The sequence below is a fragment of the Mycobacterium helveticum genome, assembly GCF_007714205.1.
GTDB classification, from domain to species: domain Bacteria; phylum Actinomycetota; class Actinomycetes; order Mycobacteriales; family Mycobacteriaceae; genus Mycobacterium; species Mycobacterium helveticum.
In genome coordinates this window covers 1-21149 of record NZ_VMQU01000097.1, presented here as the reverse complement: position 1 = coordinate 21149, position 21149 = coordinate 1, and the positions used below count along the sequence as shown (strand labels likewise).

General features: G+C 69.0%; 16 protein-coding genes and 3 pseudogenes. 4 read left to right on the top strand and 15 right to left on the bottom strand.

Translation table 11 applies throughout. The features are described from left to right. Positions 1 to 67: 67 nt before the first annotated feature. A complete protein-coding gene (locus tag FPZ47_RS19775) occupies positions 68 to 979 on the bottom strand; it encodes an LpqN/LpqT family lipoprotein (RefSeq protein ID WP_145039555.1) in 912 nt (303 codons plus the stop codon). Positions 980 to 1167: 188 nt separating this feature from the next. Here FPZ47_RS19775 and leuS point away from each other — a divergent pair, with 188 nt between their 5' ends. Beyond that, complete coding sequence (leuS, locus tag FPZ47_RS19770) at positions 1168 to 4062, top strand: leucine--tRNA ligase (protein ID WP_144954218.1); 2895 nt, start codon at positions 1168 to 1170, stop codon at positions 4060 to 4062. A gap of 6 nt (positions 4063 to 4068) precedes the next feature. Here leuS and FPZ47_RS19765 read toward each other — a convergent pair whose 3' ends face one another. The 7 genes and pseudogenes from FPZ47_RS19765 to FPZ47_RS19735 all read right to left on the bottom strand — a co-directional run bounded on the left by FPZ47_RS19765 (position 4069) and on the right by FPZ47_RS19735 (position 8850). Continuing rightward, positions 4069 to 4734 carry an SDR family oxidoreductase gene (locus FPZ47_RS19765; RefSeq protein WP_144954221.1) on the bottom strand — a complete coding sequence of 222 codons (666 nt, stop codon included), beginning with the start codon at positions 4732 to 4734 and terminating at the stop codon, positions 4069 to 4071. A gap of 46 nt (positions 4735 to 4780) precedes the next feature. After that, positions 4781 to 5284, bottom strand: a complete 504-nt coding sequence (locus FPZ47_RS19760) for a MarR family winged helix-turn-helix transcriptional regulator (protein ID WP_144954224.1) — start codon at positions 5282 to 5284, stop codon at positions 4781 to 4783. 66 nt (positions 5285 to 5350) lie between these two features. Then, a pseudogene (locus FPZ47_RS19755) lies at positions 5351 to 5847 on the bottom strand (ATP-binding cassette domain-containing protein). Next, positions 5847 to 6212 (bottom strand): annotated as a pseudogene (locus FPZ47_RS19750) (ABC transporter permease subunit); the annotation flags it as partial. The pseudogenes FPZ47_RS19750 and FPZ47_RS19755, both read right to left, overlap by 1 nt. Before the next feature lie 56 nt (positions 6213 to 6268). Then, positions 6269 to 7009: a GntR family transcriptional regulator gene (locus tag FPZ47_RS19745; RefSeq protein WP_144954226.1), complete on the bottom strand. Its 741-nt coding sequence runs from the start codon at positions 7007 to 7009 to the stop codon at positions 6269 to 6271. Between the two features lie 130 nt (positions 7010 to 7139). After that, positions 7140 to 7928, bottom strand: coding sequence for an LLM class F420-dependent oxidoreductase (locus FPZ47_RS19740; RefSeq protein WP_144954228.1), 789 nt, complete (start codon positions 7926 to 7928; stop codon positions 7140 to 7142). A 16-nt stretch (positions 7929 to 7944) separates the two neighbouring features. Beyond that, positions 7945 to 8850 carry an alpha/beta fold hydrolase gene (locus tag FPZ47_RS19735; protein ID WP_144954255.1) on the bottom strand — a complete coding sequence of 302 codons (906 nt, stop codon included), beginning with the start codon at positions 8848 to 8850 and terminating at the stop codon, positions 7945 to 7947. 156 nt (positions 8851 to 9006) lie between these two features. Between FPZ47_RS19735 and FPZ47_RS19730 the strand changes: the two genes are divergently transcribed. Beyond that, positions 9007 to 9921 (top strand): IS982 family transposase, encoded by a 915-nt coding sequence (locus FPZ47_RS19730; RefSeq protein ID WP_144954231.1) that lies wholly within the window; start codon positions 9007 to 9009, stop codon positions 9919 to 9921. 123 nt (positions 9922 to 10044) lie between these two features. Here FPZ47_RS19730 and FPZ47_RS30710 read toward each other — a convergent pair. From FPZ47_RS30710 to FPZ47_RS19695, 7 genes and pseudogenes are all read right to left on the bottom strand, one after another. After that, a pseudogene (locus FPZ47_RS30710) lies at positions 10045 to 11732 on the bottom strand (IS1634 family transposase). A gap of 84 nt (positions 11733 to 11816) precedes the next feature. Next, on the bottom strand, positions 11817 to 13031 hold the full coding sequence (locus tag FPZ47_RS19720) for a DUF1214 domain-containing protein (protein ID WP_246133494.1): 1215 nt from the start codon (positions 13029 to 13031) through the stop codon (positions 11817 to 11819). After that, entirely contained in the window at positions 13028 to 13828 is an 801-nt protein-coding gene (locus FPZ47_RS19715; protein WP_144954234.1) for a sugar phosphate isomerase/epimerase family protein, read from the bottom strand. Before FPZ47_RS19715 ends, FPZ47_RS19720 begins: the two co-directional genes overlap by 4 nt. Positions 13829 to 13832: 4 nt before the next feature. Continuing rightward, positions 13833 to 15002: a sulfotransferase family protein gene (locus FPZ47_RS19710; RefSeq protein WP_144954237.1), complete on the bottom strand. Its 1170-nt coding sequence runs from the start codon at positions 15000 to 15002 to the stop codon at positions 13833 to 13835. After that, positions 14999 to 16126 carry an LLM class flavin-dependent oxidoreductase gene (locus tag FPZ47_RS19705; protein WP_144954240.1) on the bottom strand — a complete coding sequence of 376 codons (1128 nt, stop codon included), beginning with the start codon at positions 16124 to 16126 and terminating at the stop codon, positions 14999 to 15001. Before FPZ47_RS19705 ends, FPZ47_RS19710 begins: the two co-directional genes overlap by 4 nt. A gap of 121 nt (positions 16127 to 16247) precedes the next feature. Further along, positions 16248 to 17348: an inositol-3-phosphate synthase gene (locus tag FPZ47_RS19700; RefSeq protein ID WP_144954243.1), complete on the bottom strand. Its 1101-nt coding sequence runs from the start codon at positions 17346 to 17348 to the stop codon at positions 16248 to 16250. A gap of 70 nt (positions 17349 to 17418) precedes the next feature. After that, positions 17419 to 17961, bottom strand: a complete 543-nt coding sequence (locus tag FPZ47_RS19695; protein ID WP_144954246.1) for a PadR family transcriptional regulator — start codon at positions 17959 to 17961, stop codon at positions 17419 to 17421. Between the two features lie 412 nt (positions 17962 to 18373). Between FPZ47_RS19695 and FPZ47_RS19690 the strand changes: the two genes are divergently transcribed. Further along, entirely contained in the window at positions 18374 to 18799 is a 426-nt protein-coding gene (locus tag FPZ47_RS19690; protein WP_144954249.1) for a DUF5318 family protein, read from the top strand. Then, on the top strand, positions 18792 to 21149 hold a 2358-nt coding region (locus tag FPZ47_RS19685; RefSeq protein WP_145039552.1), incomplete at its 3' end, for a transglycosylase domain-containing protein. The genes FPZ47_RS19690 and FPZ47_RS19685, both read left to right, overlap by 8 nt.

Here is a 21149-nt window from a genome sequence, read left to right as displayed (position 1 = left end):
AATTTTTTTTTTTAAACCCCCACCCTGCATTCCCCCATTTCTGCTTGTATCGTGGGGTGGTAGTTGTTTAAAAGACACTGGTGCCCGGGGTGGCGGCGGGTGGGCCGACGGGCGCCGCGGGCGCCGGAGCGGGTGCCGGAGCGGGTGCGTGGACCGGTGCGCCCGGCACGGCCACCCGGAATCCGTTGACGATGGCGTCGGTGGCCGGCGCGTCCGCGACCGCCTGAGCGCGGTCGGTGGTCACCGACAGTGACACCAGGTATTTGTCGCGCCCGGTGGTGGCGATGACGTGGCGGCGCGACGTGTTGAGCATCATGTCCCCGTCGCGGTAGACGCCCTCGATCACCGACGACGGGAACCCGTCGAAGTCGGCCAGGGAGGCGTTGGTGGCCTGCCAGGCCGGCAGCCTCTGGCTGTCGACGTAGCCGTGTGCGATCGCCTCCCGGGGATCGAAGTTACCGACCAGCTTGTACACGACGACCTGCGCGTTCGAGGTGTAGATGCTGTTGCCCTGGCGGTCGGCGATCACCGCGAATGCGTCGGGCACGTTGGGGTCGGGCACCTGGGTCCAGCGCGTGGGCAGCGGCAGCGTGATGTCGAGTGCCTGGAATCCCTGGGGCTTCTGGGCCTCCAGCTTGACCCCCTTCCCCTGCAGGTATTCGCGAAGCGTCCCGGTGGTCGCGGGTGTCACCGCCGGCGGCGTCGGCGCGACCGGCGCGGCGGCTCCGGCCGCCGCGGGGCTCGGCGGGACCAACGCGCTCGCCGCGGGTGGGGTGGCGACGGCCCGGACGCCGCCCGTCCCACCGGGCACCGCGGCGACGTTGGGCTGCACCGGTGCCGGTGCGGGAACGACGGGGGCGGGGGGTGCCGGAAGCAGCGGATCCGCCGATGCCCTGGCGCCCGCGACAACCCCGACGGCGATCAAGCCGGCAACCATACCCCCGAGAAATGCCCGCTGGGCGGGGGCGATCTGAATCATCTGCGTTCGGTCCTTCCCACAAGGCCTTGGCACGAGCGCCGGTCGTTAGGAGCTGACTGTATCCAGTGGTCAAATGCGGTGAACAGGACCGAAATAGAGCTGGGATGAAGCTCTGATCGCCGCGCAACGGAAACGAGACCAACCCGTGGCCGGCGGGGGCGCCGGGGCGGTCCTTATACCCTGTTGGCGTGACCGAATCCCCGACCGCCGCGCCCGGCAGTGCCACGCAGCCGGACTCCGACGCGCCGCCGCACCGCTACACCGCGGCGCTGGCGAGCCGTATCGAAAGCACCTGGCAGGACAACTGGGCGCGGCTGGGCACGTTCAACGTCGCCAACCCGGTGGGTTCGCTGGCGCCGCCGCAGGGGACCCCGGTGCCCGAGGACAAGCTGTTCGTGCAGGACATGTTCCCGTATCCGTCGGGGGAGGGGCTGCACGTCGGCCACCCGCTGGGCTACATCGCCACCGACGTGTACGCCCGCTATTTCCGGATGACCGGCCATAATGTGCTGCACGCGCTGGGATTTGACGCCTTCGGGCTGCCCGCCGAGCAGTACGCGGTACAGACCGGCACCCATCCGCGGAGCCGGACCGAGGCCAACATCGTGAACTTCCGGCGCCAGTTGGGCCGGCTCGGCCTCGGCCACGACAGCCGGCGCAGCTTCTCCACGACCGACGTCGAGTTCTACAAGTGGACGCAGTGGATCTTCCTGCAGATCTACAACGCCTGGTTCGACACGGCCGCCGGCAAGGCCCGCCCGATCGCCGAGCTGATCGCCGAATTCGACTCCGGTGCGCGCCGCCTCGACGACGGACGGGACTGGGCCGCGCTGTCGGCGGGGGAGCGTGCCGACGTGATCGACGGCCACCGCCTGGTCTACCGCGCGGACTCGATGGTGAACTGGTGTCCCGGCCTGGGCACCGTGCTGGCCAACGAGGAGGTGACCGCCGACGGTCGCAGCGACCGCGGAAACTTCCCGGTGTTCCGGAAACGGTTGCGGCAGTGGATGATGCGGATCACCGCCTACTCCGACCGGCTGCTCGATGACCTGGACGTACTGGACTGGCCCGATCAGGTCAAGACCATGCAGCGCAACTGGATCGGCCGTTCCACCGGTGCGCAGGCGCTGTTCTCGGCGGGCACCACCGACGGCGCGGCCGTGGACATCGAGGTGTTCACCACGCGGCCCGACACGCTGTTCGGTGCCACGTACCTGGTGTTGGCGCCCGAGCACGACCTGGTCGACCGGCTGGCCGCCACCGCCTGGCCGGACGGGGTGGACTCCGCCTGGACCTACGGTGCCGACACGCCGGCGCAGGCCGTCGCCGCCTACCGGAGCGCGATCGCGGCCAAGTCGGACCTCGAGCGTCAGGAGAGCAAGGAAAAGACCGGCGTCTTCCTGGGCGCTTACGCAACCAACCCGGCCAACGGCGAACCGGTGCCGGTCTTCATCGCCGACTACGTGCTGGCCGGCTACGGCACCGGGGCGATCATGGCCGTCCCCGGCCACGACCAGCGCGACTGGGACTTCGCCCGCGCCTTCGGCCTGCCGATCGTGGAAGTCATTGCGGGCGGCGATGTTTCGGAAGCAGCGTACACCGGCGACGGGGTGCTGGTGAACTCCGGCTTCCTCGACGGCATGGACGTGGCGGCGGCCAAGCAGGCGATGACGGCCCGTCTGGAGTCCGACGGCCGCGGCCGGGCCCGCATCGAATTCAAGCTGCGGGACTGGCTTTTCGCGCGCCAACGGTACTGGGGTGAGCCGTTCCCCATCGTCTACGACGGCGATGGACGTCCGCACGCCCTCGACGAGTCCGCCCTGCCCGTCGAGCTGCCCGACGTGCCGGACTACTCGCCGGTCCTGTTCGACCCCGACGACGCCGACAGCGAGCCGTCACCGCCGCTGGCCAAGGCGACGCAGTGGGTGCACGTCGAGCTCGATCTGGGTGACGGGCTGCGGCCCTACAGTCGCGACACCAACGTGATGCCGCAGTGGGCCGGCAGCTCCTGGTACGAGCTGCGCTACACCGACCCGCACAACTCGGAGCGGTTCTGCGCCAAGGAGAACGAGGCCTACTGGATGGGTCCGCGGCCGGCCGAGCACGGCCCGGACGACCCCGGCGGGGTCGACCTTTACGTCGGGGGGGCCGAACACGCCGTGCTGCACCTGCTGTATGCGCGGTTCTGGCACAAGGTCCTCTACGACCTGGGTCACGTCAGCTCCCGGGAGCCCTACCGCAGGCTGGTCAACCAGGGCTACATCCAAGCGTTCGCCTACACCGACGCCCGCGGCTCCTACGTTCCGGCGGACGAGGTGGTCGAACGCGACGGGCGCTTCGTGTATGCGGGGCCCGGGGGCGAGGTCGAGGTCTTTCAGGAGTTCGGCAAGATCGGCAAGAGCCTGAAGAACTCGATATCGCCCGACGAGATCTGCGACGGGTACGGCGCGGACACGCTGCGCGTCTACGAGATGTCGATGGGCCCGCTGGAGGCCTCCCGGCCCTGGGCCACCAAGGACGTCGTCGGGGCGCACCGTTTCCTGCAGCGGGTGTGGCGGCTGGTGGTCGACGAGGGCACCGGTGCGAGCCGGGTCGCCGACACCCACGAGCTGGACCCCGCAACCCTGCGGGTGCTGCACCGCACCATCGCCGGGGTGTCGGAAGACTATGCGGCACTGCGCAACAACACCGCCGCGGCCAAGCTCATCGAGTACACCAACCACCTCACCAAGGAGCACCGCGATTCGGTGCCGCGTGCGGCGGTCGAGCCGCTGGTGCTGATGCTGGCGCCGCTGGCCCCGCACCTGGCCGAGGAGCTGTGGCTGCGGCTGGGCCACGCGGCCTCGCTGGCGCACGGTCCGTTCCCGCAGGCCGACCCCGCCTATCTCGTCGAGGACACCGTCGAGTATCCGGTTCAGGTCAACGGCAAGGTGCGCGGGCGGGTCGTGGTGGCCGCCGACGCCGACGCCGGCTCCCTGGAGGCCGCCGCGCTGGCCGACGACAAGGTGCAGGCGTTCCTGGCCGGCGCCACTCCCCGCAAGGTGATCGTGGTCCCCGGCCGGCTGGTCAACCTGGTGATCTGAGGACCGTCAGCGCGGCCGCAGCACCACCTCGTGGACGTGGCCGTCGGGCGCCGTCGCGACCGCGCCGGCGACCGCTGCCGCGACGGTCTCGGGCCGCAGGAACTTGGCGGGGTCGTACTCGCCGCCCTCGAATGCGACGAGTTCGCGCTGCATCTCGGTGGCGGTGCGGCCCGGAAAGATCGTGGTCACCCGAAGATCGGGCTCATCCTCCCGCAGCGAGTCGGCGAACGCCCGCAGCGCGAACTTGCTGGCCGCGTAGGAGGCCATACCCGGCGAAACCCGGCGCCCCGCACCGGAGTTGATGAACACCACCTGCCCGCGGGTGCGCCGCAACGCCGGCAACAGGGTCAAGGTAAGCGCCACCGCGCCAAAGACATTCACCGCAAAAGTGGCGCGCCACTCCTCGATGCCGGATTCGGCGACGCGGCCGGGAATGGATACCCCGGCGTTGTGGACCAGCACGTCGAGCGCGTCGATCACCTCGCAGCTGGATTCGATGCCGTCGGGGTCGGTCAGGTCCAGGGGGAACGTGGTGGCGTCGAGCCTGCCCGCGACGGCGTCGAGCCGGTCGGAGGGACGACCGGCCAACAGCAGGGTGTGCGTCGGTGCGAGCGCGGCGGCGATGGCCGAGCCGATTCCGCCGCCGGCGCCGGTGATGAGTGCAGTGGGCATGTCGCGAGCCTATGCGATGGTTGAGAATCGTTGAGCGACGGCCGTTTCACGCCTGCTTGCGTGCGGGCGACGCTCCGGCGGGTCCCGACGTCGGCTCGCCGGAGGCCAGCCGTTCCAGCGGCGCCAGCGCCTGCATGAGGGTGCTGAGGTCCGAGCCGGGGAGCTGGGTGAGCATCGCGGCCAGGGCGGCGCGCCGGTTGGCCAGCGACTCGCTGAGAACCGCCCGTCCGCGCGAGGTGATGTCGACGAGCACGGCCCGCAGGTCCGACGGGTCACGCGAACGCTTGACCAGCCCGATCTTCTCCAGCCGCCGGATCGCGACCGTGGTGGTGGGGGTCCGCACCCGTTCGTGCGCCGCCAGGTCCGTCATGCGGATGGGACCCTGGTCCAGCAAAGTCACCAGGATCGACAGCTGCGCCAGCGTGAGGTCACCGGTCGTGTCGGTGTTGGGGTCGCCGCGGCGCAGGATCGAGAAAAGCTTGGACAGAGCGCGGTGCAAACCTTCAGCCAGCTCCGTGACCTCGGCCGCGGTCGACTCGCTTTCCGCCATAATCCGCCCAGTGTAACCCGATGGGGGGTGCCGAAGAGGTAGCTCGCGGCGACTATTTTTAGATCGTCAAAGAACTTGGTCGAGGAAGCGCCGCAGGCGCTCCGTGTGCGCGGCTTCGAAGATCTGGGCGGGCGGACCCGATTCCACGACTTCGCCGTGATCCATGAAAACGACGGTGTCGGAGGCGGAGCGGGCAAACCCCATCTCGTGGGTGACGACGATCATGGTCATGCCTTCGGCGCCTAGGGCGGCGATGAGTTCCAGGACGCCCCTGACCATGTCCGGGTCCAGCGCCGAGGCCGCCGGACAGCGTGCCGGGACGCGCGCCGGCCTTGTGCTCCAACCCGGCCGTCCAGCAGGATGTCGCCGCCGTCGGGTTCGTGCAACCGGTTCAGGCTGCGCAGCAGCGTCGACTTACCCGACCCGGACGGTCCGACCACAGCCGTCGTGCTGCCCGCGGGAACGTCGACGTCGACGCCGCGCAGCACCGCCACCCCGCCGAGGGTCTGGTGAATGCCCCTGGCCGCCAACGACACCGACGGGCGGCCCGCCGCGGCGGCGATCACGTCATCTCCTGGTCGAACGCCATCCCGGTGTCGGCCGCCGGTTCGGACGGCGCGCGGCCGCGGCGCAGCCGGGTGTCGATGTGGTTCACCAAATGGGTCAGGGGCACAGTCAAACTCAGGTAGAAGAGCCCGGCGGCCGCGAGCGGCGACAGGTTGCCGGTCTGCGCGTTGAGGTCACGGCCCACCTGAAACAGCTCTCGCTGGTCGGCGACCAGGCCCAGGAAGTACACCAGCGCCGAGGCCTTCAACAGCGCGATGAACTGGTTGACCAGGGCCGGCAACACGCGCCGGACGCCCTGCGGCACCACCACCAGCCGCATCGCGGCCGGATAGCTGAAGCCCAGCGCCCGGGCTGCCTCCACGAAGTCATCACTGCCACCGTATCGACCCGCTGGTGGCTCGGTCCGCCGCGGACCGCTCAGAGCGCGATCGACGGTTCGCTGCGGAGCACGTCGGAGCCGGCGAGCGCCGGAACGGGCTCGGCGGTGACGGGGCCGATGTCGTCGGGTGCGGTGAAGACCCTGCGCCGGGACAGCTCGGCCAGCATCGCCTGGGCCGTGCCGTAGGAGCGGCCGACGCACGCCGCCCGCGCGGCTTCGGGATCGCGCCGGTGTATCGCCGCGGTCTCGTCCTCATAGAACGGCAACACGTCGCCGTGGCCGCCCTGGTAGCTCACCTTGAACGCGCCGGGGATCAGTTGCTGGGAGGCGCGGATCATGGCGTGCAACCGCGGTCCCGCATACTCGTCGTTCACGGTGCGCCGGTATTCCGCGGCCGCGGCGAAGAACGTCCGCGGATCCTTCGCGGCCCGCAGCGACCGCAGCAGCGCGTCGAGCCGGCCCAGGATCCGCGGCGTCGGGTTGGCGGCCGCGCGCGCGGAGGCGATGCCGTTGAGCAGGCCCTCGAGTTCGTAATGCTCGAGCACGGTGGCTTCGTCGAACCGCTCGACGAACGCGCCCCGGTGATAGCGGGTCGACACGATGCCGTCGTGTTCGAGCTGGACCAGCGCCTCCTGGATCGGAACGCGACTGACGCCCAGGCCGACGGCGATCTCGTTGCGGTCGACGCGGTCGCCGCTGCGCAGCTTCCCCGTCAGCAGCAGATGCAGGACGTGCGCGACAACCTGGTCTTTCTCCTTGACCCCGTACTTCTTCGGCATCTGTTCTCGCGTCTCTTTCAACCACCGTCGGCCAGCCGGCCAGCGCTGTGAAGTTTCTCATGTCTTGGCGCGTGCTTCCAGATGTCGGGCCGATGAAGCCGGGGCAGACACGGGGGTGCCGGCGTGTCGGCTATCCCCGGCTGTCGCGCCACTTGCACAGCTCTGCGGCGGCGCTCAGATCGTAGTCCGGGCCGTCGCAGCCCACGGTCAGCATCGTGACACCGTGCCCGACCAGCGCTTCGGCGTTGGCGACGAGCCCGTCGCCGCTGTCCACCGCGGCGGAGCGTTCGATCTCCGACGGGTCGCGGCCGACGTCGGCGCAGTGCCGGGCGAGCACGTCCGACTTCGCCGCGAAGTCGTCGGCGGAGGTGAAGCTGTGCCAGATCTCGGCGTGCTGGGCGACCAGCCGCAAGGTCTTACGCTCGCCGCCGCCACCGATCAGGATCGGGATGGCGCGGGTCGGCCGCGGTTTCAGCTTGGCCAGCCGGTCTTTGATCCGCGGCAGTGCGGCCGCCAGGTCGTCGAGGCGGCTGCCCGCCGTGCCGAACTCGTAGCCGTACTCGTCGTAGTCCTTTCGTTTCCAGCCGGAACCGATGCCCAGGATGAGGCGGCCGTCGCTGATGTGGTCGACGGTGCGGGCCATGTCGGCCAGCAGCTCCGGATTCCGGTACGAGTTGCACGTCACCAGCGCACCGATCTGGATGCGCGACGTCTGCTCGGCCCAGGCCCCCAGCATCGTCCAGCATTCGAAGTGGGCCCCGTCGGGATCGCCGAACAGCGGGAAGAAGTGGTCCCAGTTGAACGCGACGTCGACACCGATGTCCTCGCAGCGGCGGACGGCGTCACGGATTTGGCCGTAGTGCGGGGCGTGCTGGGGCTGCAACTGCACGCCGATACGAACGGGGAGGAGGGGAGTCATACCACCCACCGTAAGCTCAGCGGGCGCCCCGCACCGCGCGCAGCAGGTCGATCAGCGCGCGCGGCTGGTCGCTCTGCACCGAGTGCCCGGAGTTGTCGACGACGTGGACGCCGCGGAAATGCCTTGCGCGCCTGCCGAGTTCGGCCGCGTCCTCGTCGCTGACGAAGCCCGACGATCCGCCGCGAATCAGCGTCACGGGCGCGGCCAGCGCATCGACGTCGTCCCACAGGCCGACGAAGTCGGGGAACACCCGGATGGCGTCGTAGCGCCACGTCCAGTTGCCGTTGTCCAGCCGGCGCGAGTTGTGGAACACGCCGCGGCGCAGCGCCTTGGGCTCGCGGTGCGGCGCGGCCGCGATGGTCAGGTCCAGCATGGCCCGGAAGCTGGGGAACTCCCGTTCCCCGTGCATCAGGGCCACCGTGCCCTGCTGCTCCCTGGTCATCTCGGAATGACGTTGCAGCGCCGACGGAGTGACGTCGATCAGCACGAGTTCGTCGACGAGGTCGGGCGCCAGCGCCGCCACCCGCACCGCCGTCAGCCCGCCCAGCGACATGCCGACCACGAGCTCGGCCGTCGGCGCGTGCTCGCGCAGCATCGGCAGCAGGCTTTCCGCGTTGTTCCGGGGCGAGTAGTCGCCGTCCTCGCGCCACGCGGAATGGCCGTGACCGGGCAGGTCGACGGCCAGCGCCGGCTCGCCGAGCCCGACGATCACGGTGTCCCAGGTGTGCGCGTTCTGCCCGCCGCCGTGCAGGAACACGATCCGCGGGGGAGTGGGGCCCCAGCGCAGCGCGCTGACCCTGTGGTCGCCGGCGCCCGAGTCGACCCGCTCCACCTCGGGCGGCGGCCCGGACACGCCGGCCTGCTCGGCGTTCTCGGACAGCAGGGAGAACTCGGACAGCGCGATCAGTTCGTCCTCGGACATCTCGGTCACGGTCTCTGACACTAGCCCCGCCGTCTGGAGGGGCCCGCCGTCTAGATAAGTAATTCCAAGGGGTGTTACTGGTGTGGCTGCTGTGAATTGGGGGGTGAGGGTGTCCAGGATCGGCGTTGGATAACCAACTCGAGCCCGGAGGCCCTCGTGGACGCTGACCTGGACATCCTCGTTACCGCACTGTACGTCACCACCGATGATTTCCTGATCGACAATCCGCAGCATCGGCCATGGCGTCCGAAGGTCGGGATCACCCCTCGTCTCGGCGACGCCGAACTGGTCACCCTGGTGGTGGCCCAAGCACTGCTCGGATTCACCTCCGAGGCCAGGTGGCTGCGCTACGCGCGCGGCCGTCTGCGCGGGCTGTTTCCTTATCTACCAACACAATCGGGCTACACCAGACGGGTCCGCGCGGCGGCCGGGATGCTGCGCGCGGTGATGGCGCACCTGGTTGCGCGCACGTCGTGCTCTACCGACGACGTGTGGGTCGTTGACTCCACCCCGGTCCAGTGCGGTCGCTCGCGGGAGACCGCGAAACGGTCCGATCTGGCCGGGTGGGCCGAATACGGCTACTGCGCGTCGCACTCGCGCTATTTCTGGGGACTGCGCTTGCATCTGCTGTGCACCTTGTCGGGACTGCCGGTGGCGTTCGCGCTGACCGGCGCCAAGGCCGACGAACGCGAAACTCTGCTCGGGATGTTTGACGCCGACCCGAACCTGCTCGCGACCCATCCTGCTCAGACGTTGATGGCCGACAAGAACTACTACGGCAGCCAGTTCGAAGCCACCCTCGCTGACGCCGGTATTGAACTGCTGCGCCCGGCTCGACAAGGCGAGAAGCCCCGCGCCGGACAACGCTTTTTCAAACCGTTACGGCAGGTCATCGAGTCGATCAACAACACCCTCAAAGCACAACTCGACCTCGAACGCCACGGTGGGCGCACCATCGCCGGCGTCGCGTCCCGCGTCCTGCAACGCATCCTCGCCCTCACCGCAGCAATATGGCACAACGACCAACACGGCCAACCGACGCTGCGATCACTGACCGCCTACGACCACTGAACCCTCGGAATTATTCATCTAGCGGGAGTTTCCGCCCTTGATGGTTGATCAGTGCTGTTGGTGCTGGTCAGTGGCGATTTTTGAGGGTGGTGGGTGTATTACCCACGACTGTGTTTGTGCTGGTTAGCGGGTGGGTGCGTAGCGGTGGATGGTGAATAGGTCGGCGAGGTGGTCTTGGGTGGGGGTGGTGTCGGTGAGCATGCGGCGGGCGCGGGGGCATCCTTTGCCGCCGTCGTGGTAGAGCAGCACGGTTTCTTCGATGCCGGCGAGTTCGTGGAGCAGTTCGCGCACCGACATGTGCAGGCCGGCTTGGTCGGCTTGGCGGCGCATGAGGTGGGCCACGGCCAAGGCCAGGACGCTGTAGAAGACGTGGACCCGGATTTTCTGGTCGGTCCAGTGGTGCATCGGTGCGAACGAGACGACGTGGGGGCCTTTTTGTTGGCGGAATCCGGCCTCGACCTCGGATTGGGAGCGGTAGGCTGCGACCACATCGCCGACGCTCCAGGTGTTGCGGTTGGTGAACAGGATACGTTTGCCGAAGATTCTGCTTTCCAACCGGTTTCGGGCGTTGTGGTCGGTGCGCCACGTCAACCGCAACGTCGAGGGGTCCTCGCCGGTCAAGGTGACGGAGAGGATTTCGCTCACCCAGCGTGGCTTGAGCATGGCGGCGATGTCGGCTTCGACGGCGTCGCGGCCCCGCCGAGTCTTGCCCCGCGCGAGGCGGGATTGCAGTTCGGTCAAACGTTTCCGTGCTTTTGCCAGGGTTTGATCGAAGCCTCGTGACTGCGCGGCGTGCAGCGTCGGGGAGTGGGTGAGCACCGCGCGGCGGGTAACCCCGAGTGCGGTCACCTCGGTGTCGACGCAGGTCAGGCCGGGGTAGCGGTCGTCATCGACACCGACGTAGGTTGCCCGGGGTATCGCGAGCAGATCGGGATGGTCCGACGGTGGCAATGATCCGACGAACCCCAGCCCGGAGCCTTCGATGACGGTGTGGTTGTCGGCCGAGTTCTGCCCGGCGTCGTAGACCACCGTCAACGACTCCACCGAGCTGCTCAACTGTTGATACCGGGCCACCAGTTCGGCGACCACCGTGGGGAATTGGGTGACGTCGGGGCGGTCGCCGGGGTAGGCGTGCGACACCACGGCACGCCACCGTCGCGGGTCACGACCAGCGCCAACCCGACCAGCCGCAGGTCCATGCGTTTTTGTTTGGCCTTGCCGCGCTGGGCGATCGGGGCACGCTCGTTGGCCGAGTCGATGTAGGTGGCGAAGTTGGTCATGTCCAGCACCAGCCCGGACAGGTCCAGGCCGAACTCGGTGACCATCCGCCGCCCCAACTCCGTTTCGATGCGGCGCAGCGCTTCGGTGTCCAGGTGATCCATCGCATCCCAGAACCGGCGGTGATCCAACGCCCCGCGTGGCGTCTTGACCCACCGTGACCCGGCGGTGGTTGCCCACCAGTCGGCGAACGCCAACTTCGAGCACGGCGCCACGACCCGGTTGGCCGTGGCCAACGCGATGTAGGTGCCCACCGACAGTGCGGAGTCGCCCCGTCGCGGGGCGACCGAGTCCACCATCTCGACCACACCGAGCCGCTGCAGCACCGACCACACCCCGGCCAGATCACCGAACCGCTTGTGCTGGCTGCGTACCGGTTCGCCGCTGCCCGCGCCCGCCAGCTTGGCCAGCACCTCCTCGGCGGTGCCCAAATATTCCTGCGACACGATCCGCGGCTTGCCGTCGACACGTGCCGATTCGACCAGGTAGTAGTACGTGTGCTGGCCACGGCGCTTCCCCACAATCGACGGCATCTATGGGTAATACACCTAAGCAACCAAAAACCAAGCACCACAACAAAAAACACGCCGCTCAACTACACAGGGCGGAAACTCCCGCTAGAGGGGATAGCGCCGCCGAATGCCGTGGAACCGTTCCCACATCGCGGCCGTGCGTTCCGCCGCGCTCACCATGGCGGTGTCGTCGGGAAGCGCGGCCGGCAACCCGGCGAACGTGACCCTCCGGGTGTCGAGCACGACGGGCTCCCCGTCGAGCATGTGCCGGTAGGTCAGGTTGCCGCGTTGGAAGCCCTGGGTGTCCAGCCAGTTGTGCACGCCGGGATCGCAATGCGCCATGACGAGGCGGATGCGTCCGTCGCGGTCGACCCTGGTGCGGCTCGGCGTGTAGCTGACCGACCGGTAGAGGTAGTCCATGCTGTTGAAGAACGCGCCCATGTTGGTGAACATCCACAGCCCGTCGTGGGCGTCGAACTCGACGATCAGCGCCTCGTCGGGGGCCAGCTCCCAGTACATGTTGGCCGCGGCCCGGCCGCGCCTGCCGTCGGCGTCGGTGGACCCGACGCGCGGGAAGGCGTTGGGGTGGTCGGCGTCGACGCCACCGTAGGCGAACGGGAACTCGGGCCAGTCGGACATCAGGCCGGTGACGAAGTCACCGGCCCAGCCCATCGCCTCGGCCATGCCGGCAGGTGTGGGCAGCGGCTTGGGGGAGGCCATGTCGACACGCTCGATGCGCATCCGGGCCGGTATCTCGTCCCACCGGTCAAAACCCTGGCGGATGAACAGCTTTCGCGAGCCCGGGGTGGTGGGCAGCCAGTTCGGGCCGCGTTCGGGGCCGCCGATGTGGAGCTCGAACGTACCGTCCTCGTCGACGCGGAGCTGATGGCCGGGCAGGTTGGCCTCCGGCGTGTCGCCGAAGGGCTCGTGCAGCACGCCAGGCCCGGGGGTGCGCGGCCCGTGGACCGTGACGTTGAAGAACCTCGACGTGCCGCGCGTCCCCGTGAGCCGGTAGGTCGATTCCCCGTCGATCCAGGCCTGCTGGTAGGTGAAGTCGGCGCAGTCGCCGCCGAGCTTGCGGGTCGGGCCGCAGAAGGTGTGCAGCACCGGGTAGCGCGTGTCGCGGGTTTCCAGCGCCAGATCGAACGCCTGACCCAGGTTTTGGGTGAGGAAGCGGAACGCGTCGGCGCGCTGGGCTCCCGAGGCGGGGTTGGCGTCCTTGAAGACCCGGTCGCCGGCGCGCTGCAGCGCCGCGCAGAATTCGCTCCACGCCGCCCGCAGCGCCGCGTCGTCGGGGCCGTCGCCGTACGCCATGCTCATGCCCCCAGTCTGTCGAGCATCTCGCCGACGACATCACAAGCGCGCGAGGCGGATTCGAGCCGGCCCTCCCGCTCGATGCGGGGGCCGATGAGTTCCAGGTCGAAGCCGCGGGAGTAGCCCCCGGCAAGAACGCCGGCGACGAACGCCTCGAGGGGGATGGCGCCGTCGCCGGGCACGGCCCGGCCCGGCAGCGCCCGGTCGCCGAGCACGTAGTCGCTGAGCTGGACGAGCGCGGCGCGCGGCAGCGCGTGCCGCACCATCGCCTCGAAATCGCCCTCGGCCCAGCAGTGGAACACGTCGATGCAGATGTCCAGCCCGGACATCTCGGCCAGGGTGAGCGTGTCGCGCAACGTGTGGGCGAGGTGGATGTCGGCGTACAGGCTGGACGCGTTCTCGATCGCCAGGGCCACCCCGGCCGCCCGTGCCCGCGCGACGCACGGCGCGACCATGGCCGAAAAGCGTTGGGCCGCTTGGCTCCAGGTGAGCCCCCCGCGCCCCCCGGTGAGCAGGTAGACGGTGCGCGCGCCCACACCGGCGGCGGCATCGATCACGGCGCACAGCGCGTCCCGCGCGGATTGCGGGTCGCTCGCCAGGCTGCCGCCTCCGAACACGTGGCAGACCGCCTCGACCGTGTAGTCGTTGCGCTGCACCAGGTCTGGGAATGCCGGGTCGAGCAGTTGATCGTCCAGCACACTCAGCCGGGACAGCCCGAGCGTCTTCCAGTGCGTCTGAAGCTCGGACAGGGCGGCGCCGTAGAAGGTGATGCTGTGCACCGACAGGCGCTGGTGGGCCGGCATGGGGTCAGACCCGGTTCTCGATCGCGACGCCGAAGCGTTCGCGGAAGGGCCGGAACTCGGCGTGCAGGGCGTCGAGGTCTTCGCCGATGTCGGTCAGCAGCCGGGTCGAGTAGGTGAATTTGCCGTGGCGGTCGCCGCGGTTGCCGGCCAGATACTCCCGCATCGCCGTCTCGGCGCCGGCCGTCAGATCCCGGCCGCAGAACGTGTAGTAGCGCCGCACGGTGGCGACGGGGTCGGCGATGAAGTCGGTGTAGCGGACGTGCAGGATGCGCGGATCGTCGACCAGCGGGTTGCTCATGGTGTTGGCGATGCCGGCGCGGGTCATCTCGAGGTGCTTTTTGGCTTCGGCGTGCAGGTCGACCGGGCCGACGATGCCTTCGGCGATGTCGGCCATCATCATGGTGCGCGACGCGGCGACCTGCACAGGGTCGCGGTGCAGCCACACCAGCCGGGCGTCGGGGTAGGTGTCGAACAGCTCCTGGAGCCGGGACCCGTGAAAACCCTTGAGCACCCAATACTTCCGTGGGCGCCGGTATTGCAGCTGCTGCAGCATGCCCTTGTGCAGCCGGTACTGCGCCGCCGCATCGGTCGGCAGCCCGGCGACCAGCGACTGCATCGGCACCCGCCACCACGCGGTGGGCGTCATGACCCGGAAGTCGAACGCCCAGGTGCGTTCGTCCTCCGGCAGGCCGTCACCGAGCATGTCGTTGTAAGGATGGCTGTGCAGCCACTTGGGCATCTTGGCGTTGATCTCGCGCCAGTCGGCATCGGCCCGCCCGCGGCGGGGATCGTCCGGACCGGCCAGGCCCGGCGGCGGCGACGGATACATCACCTCCCAGAAGCGCATCGCCCGCGCGTGCGGGTCGACGGACATCAGCGCGTGCATGAGTGTGGTGCCCGAACGCGGTTCGCCGGTGACGAACATCGGCGACTCGATCACCTCGTCGCCGACGGGATGGCGGTTGCGGTCCTCGATGAACTCCAGCCGCGAGGTCAGCAGCCCATGGCACACCCGGCCCGCCTCGCGCACACCGTCGGCGTCCATGCCGAGTGCGTTGAGCCGGTCGACGGCGACGGCGAAGCGTTGCGGCAACGTCGGGTCGCCGTAGTCGCGCAACCTTGTTTCGGCCTGCGCGGCGTCCAGCAGTGCCGCGGCGTTCAACGACGCGGTCACGCCAGGCTCCCGCACAGCCGCAGCAATTCGTCCTCGGTCGCGCGGACGTTGACCGCCGAGGCCTCGGCGTAATTCAGGCCGGCCATGGCGCCGTAGTCGAGGATCTTGGGCACCTGCAGGCCCGCGTCCACGTACGTCTTGACGATCTCGGCGACCTGTTCGGGGGTGCCGTGCGGGACGACGGCCAGGACCATCTCGGGTTGCACGTTGCCCAGGAACTCGAGGATTCGCTCGCGGGGCAGCGCCGCGGGGTCGATGTCCTGGAAGCCGCGCCAGCCCGCACCCATGGGGTGCTCGAACCCGAAGCCGCGCAACGTCTCCGCGGAGACCTGCAGCAGGAATGCCTGGACCAGGGGCGCCCGCAGGATCTCGGCGAGCGTGTCGTCGTCCTCGCCGATCAGGCACACCTGGATGAAGCAGGGCGTGATCGCCATCGGGTCGCGGCCGGCGCGTTCGGCGGAGGCCCTGACCGCCGAGAGCATTTCGGCGTAGTGCTCCGGTGTCCAGGCGCCGGCCGGCCACCACCCGTCCGCGTGGCGGCCGGCGATGTCGAGCATGCGCGGCCCGCTGGCGCCGATCCAGATCGGCGGGAACCGCCCGGCGTAGGGTTCGGTGTCCAACCGGGCGTGGTGCAGGGAGTAGAACTGCCCGCCGAAGTCGACGGGGCCGTCGCTCGCCCAGAGCAGCCGGATGACGCTCAGCGCCTCCTCGAAACGGGCGACCGGCCGGGAGAAGTCGAAGCCGTAGGGCACCGTGTTCTCGCTCTCGCCGCTGCCCAGGCCGAGGATGAAACGCCCCCCGGCGAGGTGGTCGATGGTCAGCGCCGTCTGCGCCAGCAGGCACGGGTGGCGGCGCACCGTGTCGACGACGGCGCTGACGAGCGGGACGTTGTCGGTCAGCACGGCGGCCGCGGCGGCGACCGCCAGCCCGTCGAGGTGGCGGTGCGGCGACGGGGAAGCGGTGGCGAGGTCGGTGAACTCCGGGGTCCACAGGGAATCGGGCCAGAAGCTGACCATGTGATCGGGGAGCCAGATCGAGTGGTAGCGGCCGCTGTCGAGTTCAGGGAGCCGGGACAGGTCGAGGGGCAGGGTCGTTCGCAGGAACGCTGCCGGTTGCACGCTCATCGAGACATGATGCTAAGCGACTGCACAGCAGTCTGTCGATGATGCGCCGGACGCGGGCCCCGGGCAAGGCCAACGGCCCCCGGGTCGTCCCCGGAGCCCGCGCCCGGCATCGAGGAACGCGCTAGTCGGCGCCGATGATGAACTCTTCCAGCTGGCTGCGCGCCACGTCGTCGGGCAGCTGCTGCGGCGGGCTCTTCATCAGGTAGGCCGAGGCGGGGACAACCGGGCCGCCGATGCCGCGGTCCTTGGCGAGCTTGGCCGCCCGCACCGCGTCGATGATGACGCCCGCGGAGTTCGGCGAGTCCCACACCTCGAGCTTGTACTCGAGGTTCAGCGGCACGTCGCCGAAGGCACGGCCCTCCAGCCGCACGTAGGCCCACTTGCGGTCGTCCAGCCAGCTGACGTGATCCGACGGGCCGATGTGGACGTCCTTGGTGTTGAACTCGCGGTGCAGGTTGGAGGTCACGGCCTGGGTCTTGGAGATCTTCTTGGACTCCAGCCGCTCGCGCTCGAGCATGTTGAGGAAGTCCATGTTGCCGCCCACGTTGAGCTGCATGGTGCGGTCCAGTTGCACGCCGCGGTCCTCGAACAGCTTGGCCATGACCCGGTGGGTGATGGTCGCACCGACCTGGCTCTTGATGTCGTCGCCGACGATCGGAACTCCCGCGTCGGCGAACTTCTTGGCCCACACCGGGTCGGAGGCGATGAACACCGGCAGCGCGTTCACGAACGCCACGCCGGCGTCGATGCAGCACTGGGCGTAGAACTTGTCGGCCTCCTCCGAGCCCACCGGCAGGTAGGACACCAGAACGTCGACCTGGGCGTCGCGCAGCACCTGCACGACGTCGACGGGCTCGACGTCGGAGAGCTCGATGGTGTCGGCGTAGTACTTGCCGATCCCGTCGAGGGTGGGTCCGCGCTGCACCACCACGTTGGTCGGGGCCACGTCGGCGATCTTGATCGTGTTGTTCTCCGAGGCGAAGATCGCGTCCGACAGGTCGAAGCCGACCTTCTTGGCGTCGACGTCGAACGCGGCGACGAACTTCACGTCGCGCACGTGGTACGGGCCGAACCGGACGTGCATGAGGCCCGGGACCGTCGACGTTTCATCGGCGTTCTGGTAGTACTCGACGCCCTGGACCAGCGAGGACGCGCAGTTTCCGACGCCGACGATGGCGACTCGTACCTCCGTCAGCGCCCCTGACGGGTTGTGCTCGGTCATAGAGCGTTCTCCTAACCTCATAACTGTTGAGCCTCGCGTCTCTCGGCTGTCGTGTGTTTCGTGCAGGGGATTACGTTTGTTCGGACAGGCCAGGCGCTGCCCGCTCGGCGGCGATGAGCTCGTTGAGCCACTTGACCTCGCGTTCGCTGGACTCGAGTCCGAGCTGGTGGAGCTGCCGGGTGTAGCGGTCGAACGAGCTGCCGGCCCGTGCCACGGCTTCGCGCAGGCCCTCGCGACGTTCCTCCACCTGACGGCGGCGGCCTTCCAGGATCCGCATCCGGGCCTCCGCCGGAGTGCGGTTGAAGAACGCCAGGTGTACCCCGAAGCCGTCGTCGGTGTAGTTGTGCGGACCGGTGTCGGCGACCAGCTCACCGAAGCGTCGGCGACCCTCGTCGGTCAGTCGGTAGACCCGGCGAGCCCGCCGGACCGGGGTGCCGGTCGGGGCGGCATCCTCGGCGATCAACCCGTCGGCTTGCATGCGCCGTAAAGCCGGGTAGAGCGAACCGTACGAGAACGCCCGGAACGCACCGAGAAGGCCGGTCAGCCGCTTACGCAATTCGTAGCCGTGCATCGGCGATTCGATCAGAAGACCCAGGATGGCGAGCTCCAGCATCGAATCACCTCCTTTGCATGCACAATTACGACGGCGCGACGGCTCGGGTTATCCTATCGCGTCGATATATTCGCCACAACACCGACCATTCGCCCCGGCACCACCTGGGATTGGGGTGGCATTCGACCGATGTTCACGCCGGGGCGGGGCTCGGTGAGGCCGGTCCGCCGTCACGACGACGGGTAGTTCACCCGCTTGACGGTCCCGTCCCCGGCGAAGGCGAGGTAGCCGCCGCCGTCGGCGAACCGCCCAGCGTTGCGCGCAGCCATTTCGCCGCGTCGATGAGCATAGAAGCGCCGCCGCGGTCCGGCACCGAATCCGCCGGCGGCCGACCCGGGCAAGGGCGGACCAATGCGCCGGACGACAGCTTGCCGCGTATCAGTGGGGCGGATGGCGACGTACTCTGGGGGGCGTGCGACTGCAGCGACAGGTGGTGGACTACGCGCTTCGGCGGCGCTCCCTGCTGGCCGAGGTCTATTCGGGCCGCACGGGGGTGTCCGAGGTTTGCGACGCGAACCCGTACTTGTTGCGCGCCGCGAAGTTTCACGGGAAACCGAGCCAGGTGATGTGCCCGATCTGCCGCAAGGAGCAGCTCACGCTGGTGTCGTGGGTGTTCGGTGAGCATCTGGGCGCGGTGTCGGGGTCGGCCCGCACGGCCGAGGAGCTGGTCTTGCTGGCGACGCGCTTCGACGAGTTCAAGGTCCACGTGGTCGAGGTATGCCGCACCTGCAGCTGGAATCACCTAGTCAAGTCGTACGTGCTCGGCGCGACGCGGCCACCGAAGGGCACCCGCGGGACGCGCAGGGCACGCAACGGCGCCCGCACCGCCATTGAATAACGAAGGCCGCCACGAACAGTCGTCCACCGACGCGGACGGGTCGGAGGCTGGGCGTTTCGGCAAGCACGCGAGCGCAGACCGCCCCGAGGGCTCCGAACGTCCGGGGCCCGGCCGGCGGCGTCCGGTCTCCCCCGACGACCGGGTGACGACGATACTGCCGCCCGTCACCGACGACTGGTCCCCACGGCGGCCGGACCCCATCGACGCGGTCAAGGCCGCCTTGGACAACCCGCCCTCGGCGCTGCGGCAGCGGGACCCGGATCCCATCGAGGAGGTCAAGGCCGCCCTCGACGGCCGGCCGGACCGGCCGCTGTCCGGGCGGCACGCCGCGTCGGGACCCCCACCACCGCCCCGCCGGGGCGGCCCGGGCGGACCCGGTGAGCGCCCACCCGGCCCGGGCCCCGGCTCGAGTTGGGCGGAGCGGGTCAATTGGCGCTGGGTGCGGCGGGCGGCCTACCTCGCCGCCGCGGTGCTGGTGCTGTTGCCACTCGTGACGTTCGCCATGGCGTACTTCATCGTCGACATCCCCAGGCCGGGTGACATCCGGACCAACCAGGTCTCGACCATCTTGGCCAGCGACGGCTCGGAGATCGCCAGAATCGTTCCGCCGGAGGGCAATCGGGTCGACGTCAACATCAACCAGGTGCCGGTGCACGTGCGCCAGGCGGTGATCGCCGCCGAGGACCGCAACTTCTACTCCAACCCCGGGTTCGACTTCGCCGCCTTCGCGCGCGCGATCAATCACGACCTGTTCGGTAGCGGCGGCCTGCAGGGCGGATCGACGATCACCCAGCAGTACGTCAAGAACGCGCTGGTCGGTTCGGCCCAGCACGGGCTCAGCGGCCTGATGCGCAAGGCCAAGGAACTGGTCATCGCCACGAAGATGTCGGGGGAGTGGTCCAAGGACGACGTCCTGCAGGCCTACCTGAACATCATCTATTTCGGCCGGGGCGCCTACGGGATCTCGGCGGCCGCCAAGGCGTATTTCGACAAGCCCGTCGAGCAGCTCACCGTCTCCGAGGGGGCGCTGCTGGCCGCGCTGATCCGGCGGCCGTCCACGCTGGATCCCGCCATCGACCCCAAGGGCGCGAGGGCCCGCTGGAACTGGGTGCTCGACGGCATGGTGGAGACCAAGGCGCTGTCGTCGAATGATCGTGCCGCGCAGGTGTTTCCCGAGACCGTGCCGCCCGAGCAAGCCCGCGCGGAGAACCAGACGACCGGCCCCAACGGGCTGATCGAGCGCCAGGTGACCAAAGAGCTGATGGAGCTGTTCAACATCGACGAGCAGACCCTGAACACCCAGGGTCTGCAGGTCACCACCACCATCGAACCGAAGGCCCAGCAGGCCGCGGAGAAGGCGGTGGCCAAATACCTCGACGGGCAGAACCCCGACATGCGGGCCGCCGTGGTGTCGATCGACCCGCACGACGGCGCGATCCGCGCCTACTACGGCGGTCCCGACGCCAACGGTTTCGACTTCGCGCAGGCCGGTCTGCAGACGGGCTCGTCGTTCAAGGTGTTCTGCCTGATCGCCGCGCTGGAGCAGGGCATCGGGCTGGGCTACCAGGTGGACAGCTCCCCGCTGACGGTCGACGGCATCAAGATCACCAACGTCGACGGCGAGAGCTGCGGGACCTGCAACATCGCCCAGGCACTCAAGCAGTCGCTGAACACCTCCTACTACCGGCTGATGCTCAAACTCAAAGGCGGGCCGCAGGCCGTCGCCGACGCCGCCCACCAGGCGGGCGTCGCGAAGAGCTTCCCCGGCGTCGAACACACGCTGTCCGAAGACGGCAAGGGCGGACCACCCAACAACGGGATCGTGCTCGGCCAGTACGAGACCCGGCCGATCGACATGGCGTCGGCCTACGCGACGCTGGCCGACTCCGGCGTCTACCACCGTCCGCATTTCGTGCAGAAGGTCGTCAATGCCGACGGCCAGGTCCTCTTCGACGCCGGCAACTCCGACAACAGCGGCGAAAAGCGCATCGACAGTGCCGTTGCCGACAACGTGACCGCCGCGATGGAACCGATCGCGGCCTACTCGCGCGGCCACAACCTGGCGGGCGGTCGGACGTCGGCGGCCAAGACGGGCACCACGCAGCTGGGTGACACCAAGGCCGACAAGGACGCCTGGATGGTCGGCTACACGCCGTCGCTGTCGACGGCGGTATGGGTCGGCACCGTGAAAGGCGACGAGCCGCTGGTGACCGCGTCGGGCGCGCCGGTGTACGGGTCGGGGCTGCCATCGGACATCTGGAAGGCGACCATGGACGGCGCGCTCAAGGGCACCCCGAACCAGTCGTTCCCCAAGCCCGCCGCGATCGGCGGCTACGCGGGTGTGCCGGCC

What these genes read in the sequence shown, in the direction of transcription:
- FPZ47_RS19715 (WP_144954234.1), bottom strand. Translation starts at nt 13,828, where the DNA reads ATGCCGGCCCACCAGCGCCTGTCGGTGCACAGCATCACCTTCTACGGC.
- FPZ47_RS19720 (WP_246133494.1), bottom strand. Translation starts at nt 13,031, where the DNA reads ATGAGCATGGCGTACGGCGACGGCCCCGACGACGCGGCGCTGCGGGCG.
- FPZ47_RS19695 (WP_144954246.1), bottom strand. Translation starts at nt 17,961, where the DNA reads ATGCTGGAGCTCGCCATCCTGGGTCTTCTGATCGAATCGCCGATGCAC.
- FPZ47_RS19745 (WP_144954226.1), bottom strand. Translation starts at nt 7,009, where the DNA reads ATGCCGAAGAAGTACGGGGTCAAGGAGAAAGACCAGGTTGTCGCGCAC.
- FPZ47_RS19760 (WP_144954224.1), bottom strand. Translation starts at nt 5,284, where the DNA reads ATGGCGGAAAGCGAGTCGACCGCGGCCGAGGTCACGGAGCTGGCTGAA.
- FPZ47_RS19705 (WP_144954240.1), bottom strand. Translation starts at nt 16,126, where the DNA reads ATGAGCGTGCAACCGGCAGCGTTCCTGCGAACGACCCTGCCCCTCGAC.
- FPZ47_RS19735 (WP_144954255.1), bottom strand. Translation starts at nt 8,850, where the DNA reads ATGTCCGAGGACGAACTGATCGCGCTGTCCGAGTTCTCCCTGCTGTCC.
- FPZ47_RS19700 (WP_144954243.1), bottom strand. Translation starts at nt 17,348, where the DNA reads ATGACCGAGCACAACCCGTCAGGGGCGCTGACGGAGGTACGAGTCGCC.
- FPZ47_RS19765 (WP_144954221.1), bottom strand. Translation starts at nt 4,734, where the DNA reads ATGCCCACTGCACTCATCACCGGCGCCGGCGGCGGAATCGGCTCGGCC.
- FPZ47_RS19740 (WP_144954228.1), bottom strand. Translation starts at nt 7,928, where the DNA reads ATGACTCCCCTCCTCCCCGTTCGTATCGGCGTGCAGTTGCAGCCCCAG.
- FPZ47_RS19775 (WP_145039555.1), bottom strand. Translation starts at nt 979, where the DNA reads ATGATTCAGATCGCCCCCGCCCAGCGGGCATTTCTCGGGGGTATGGTT.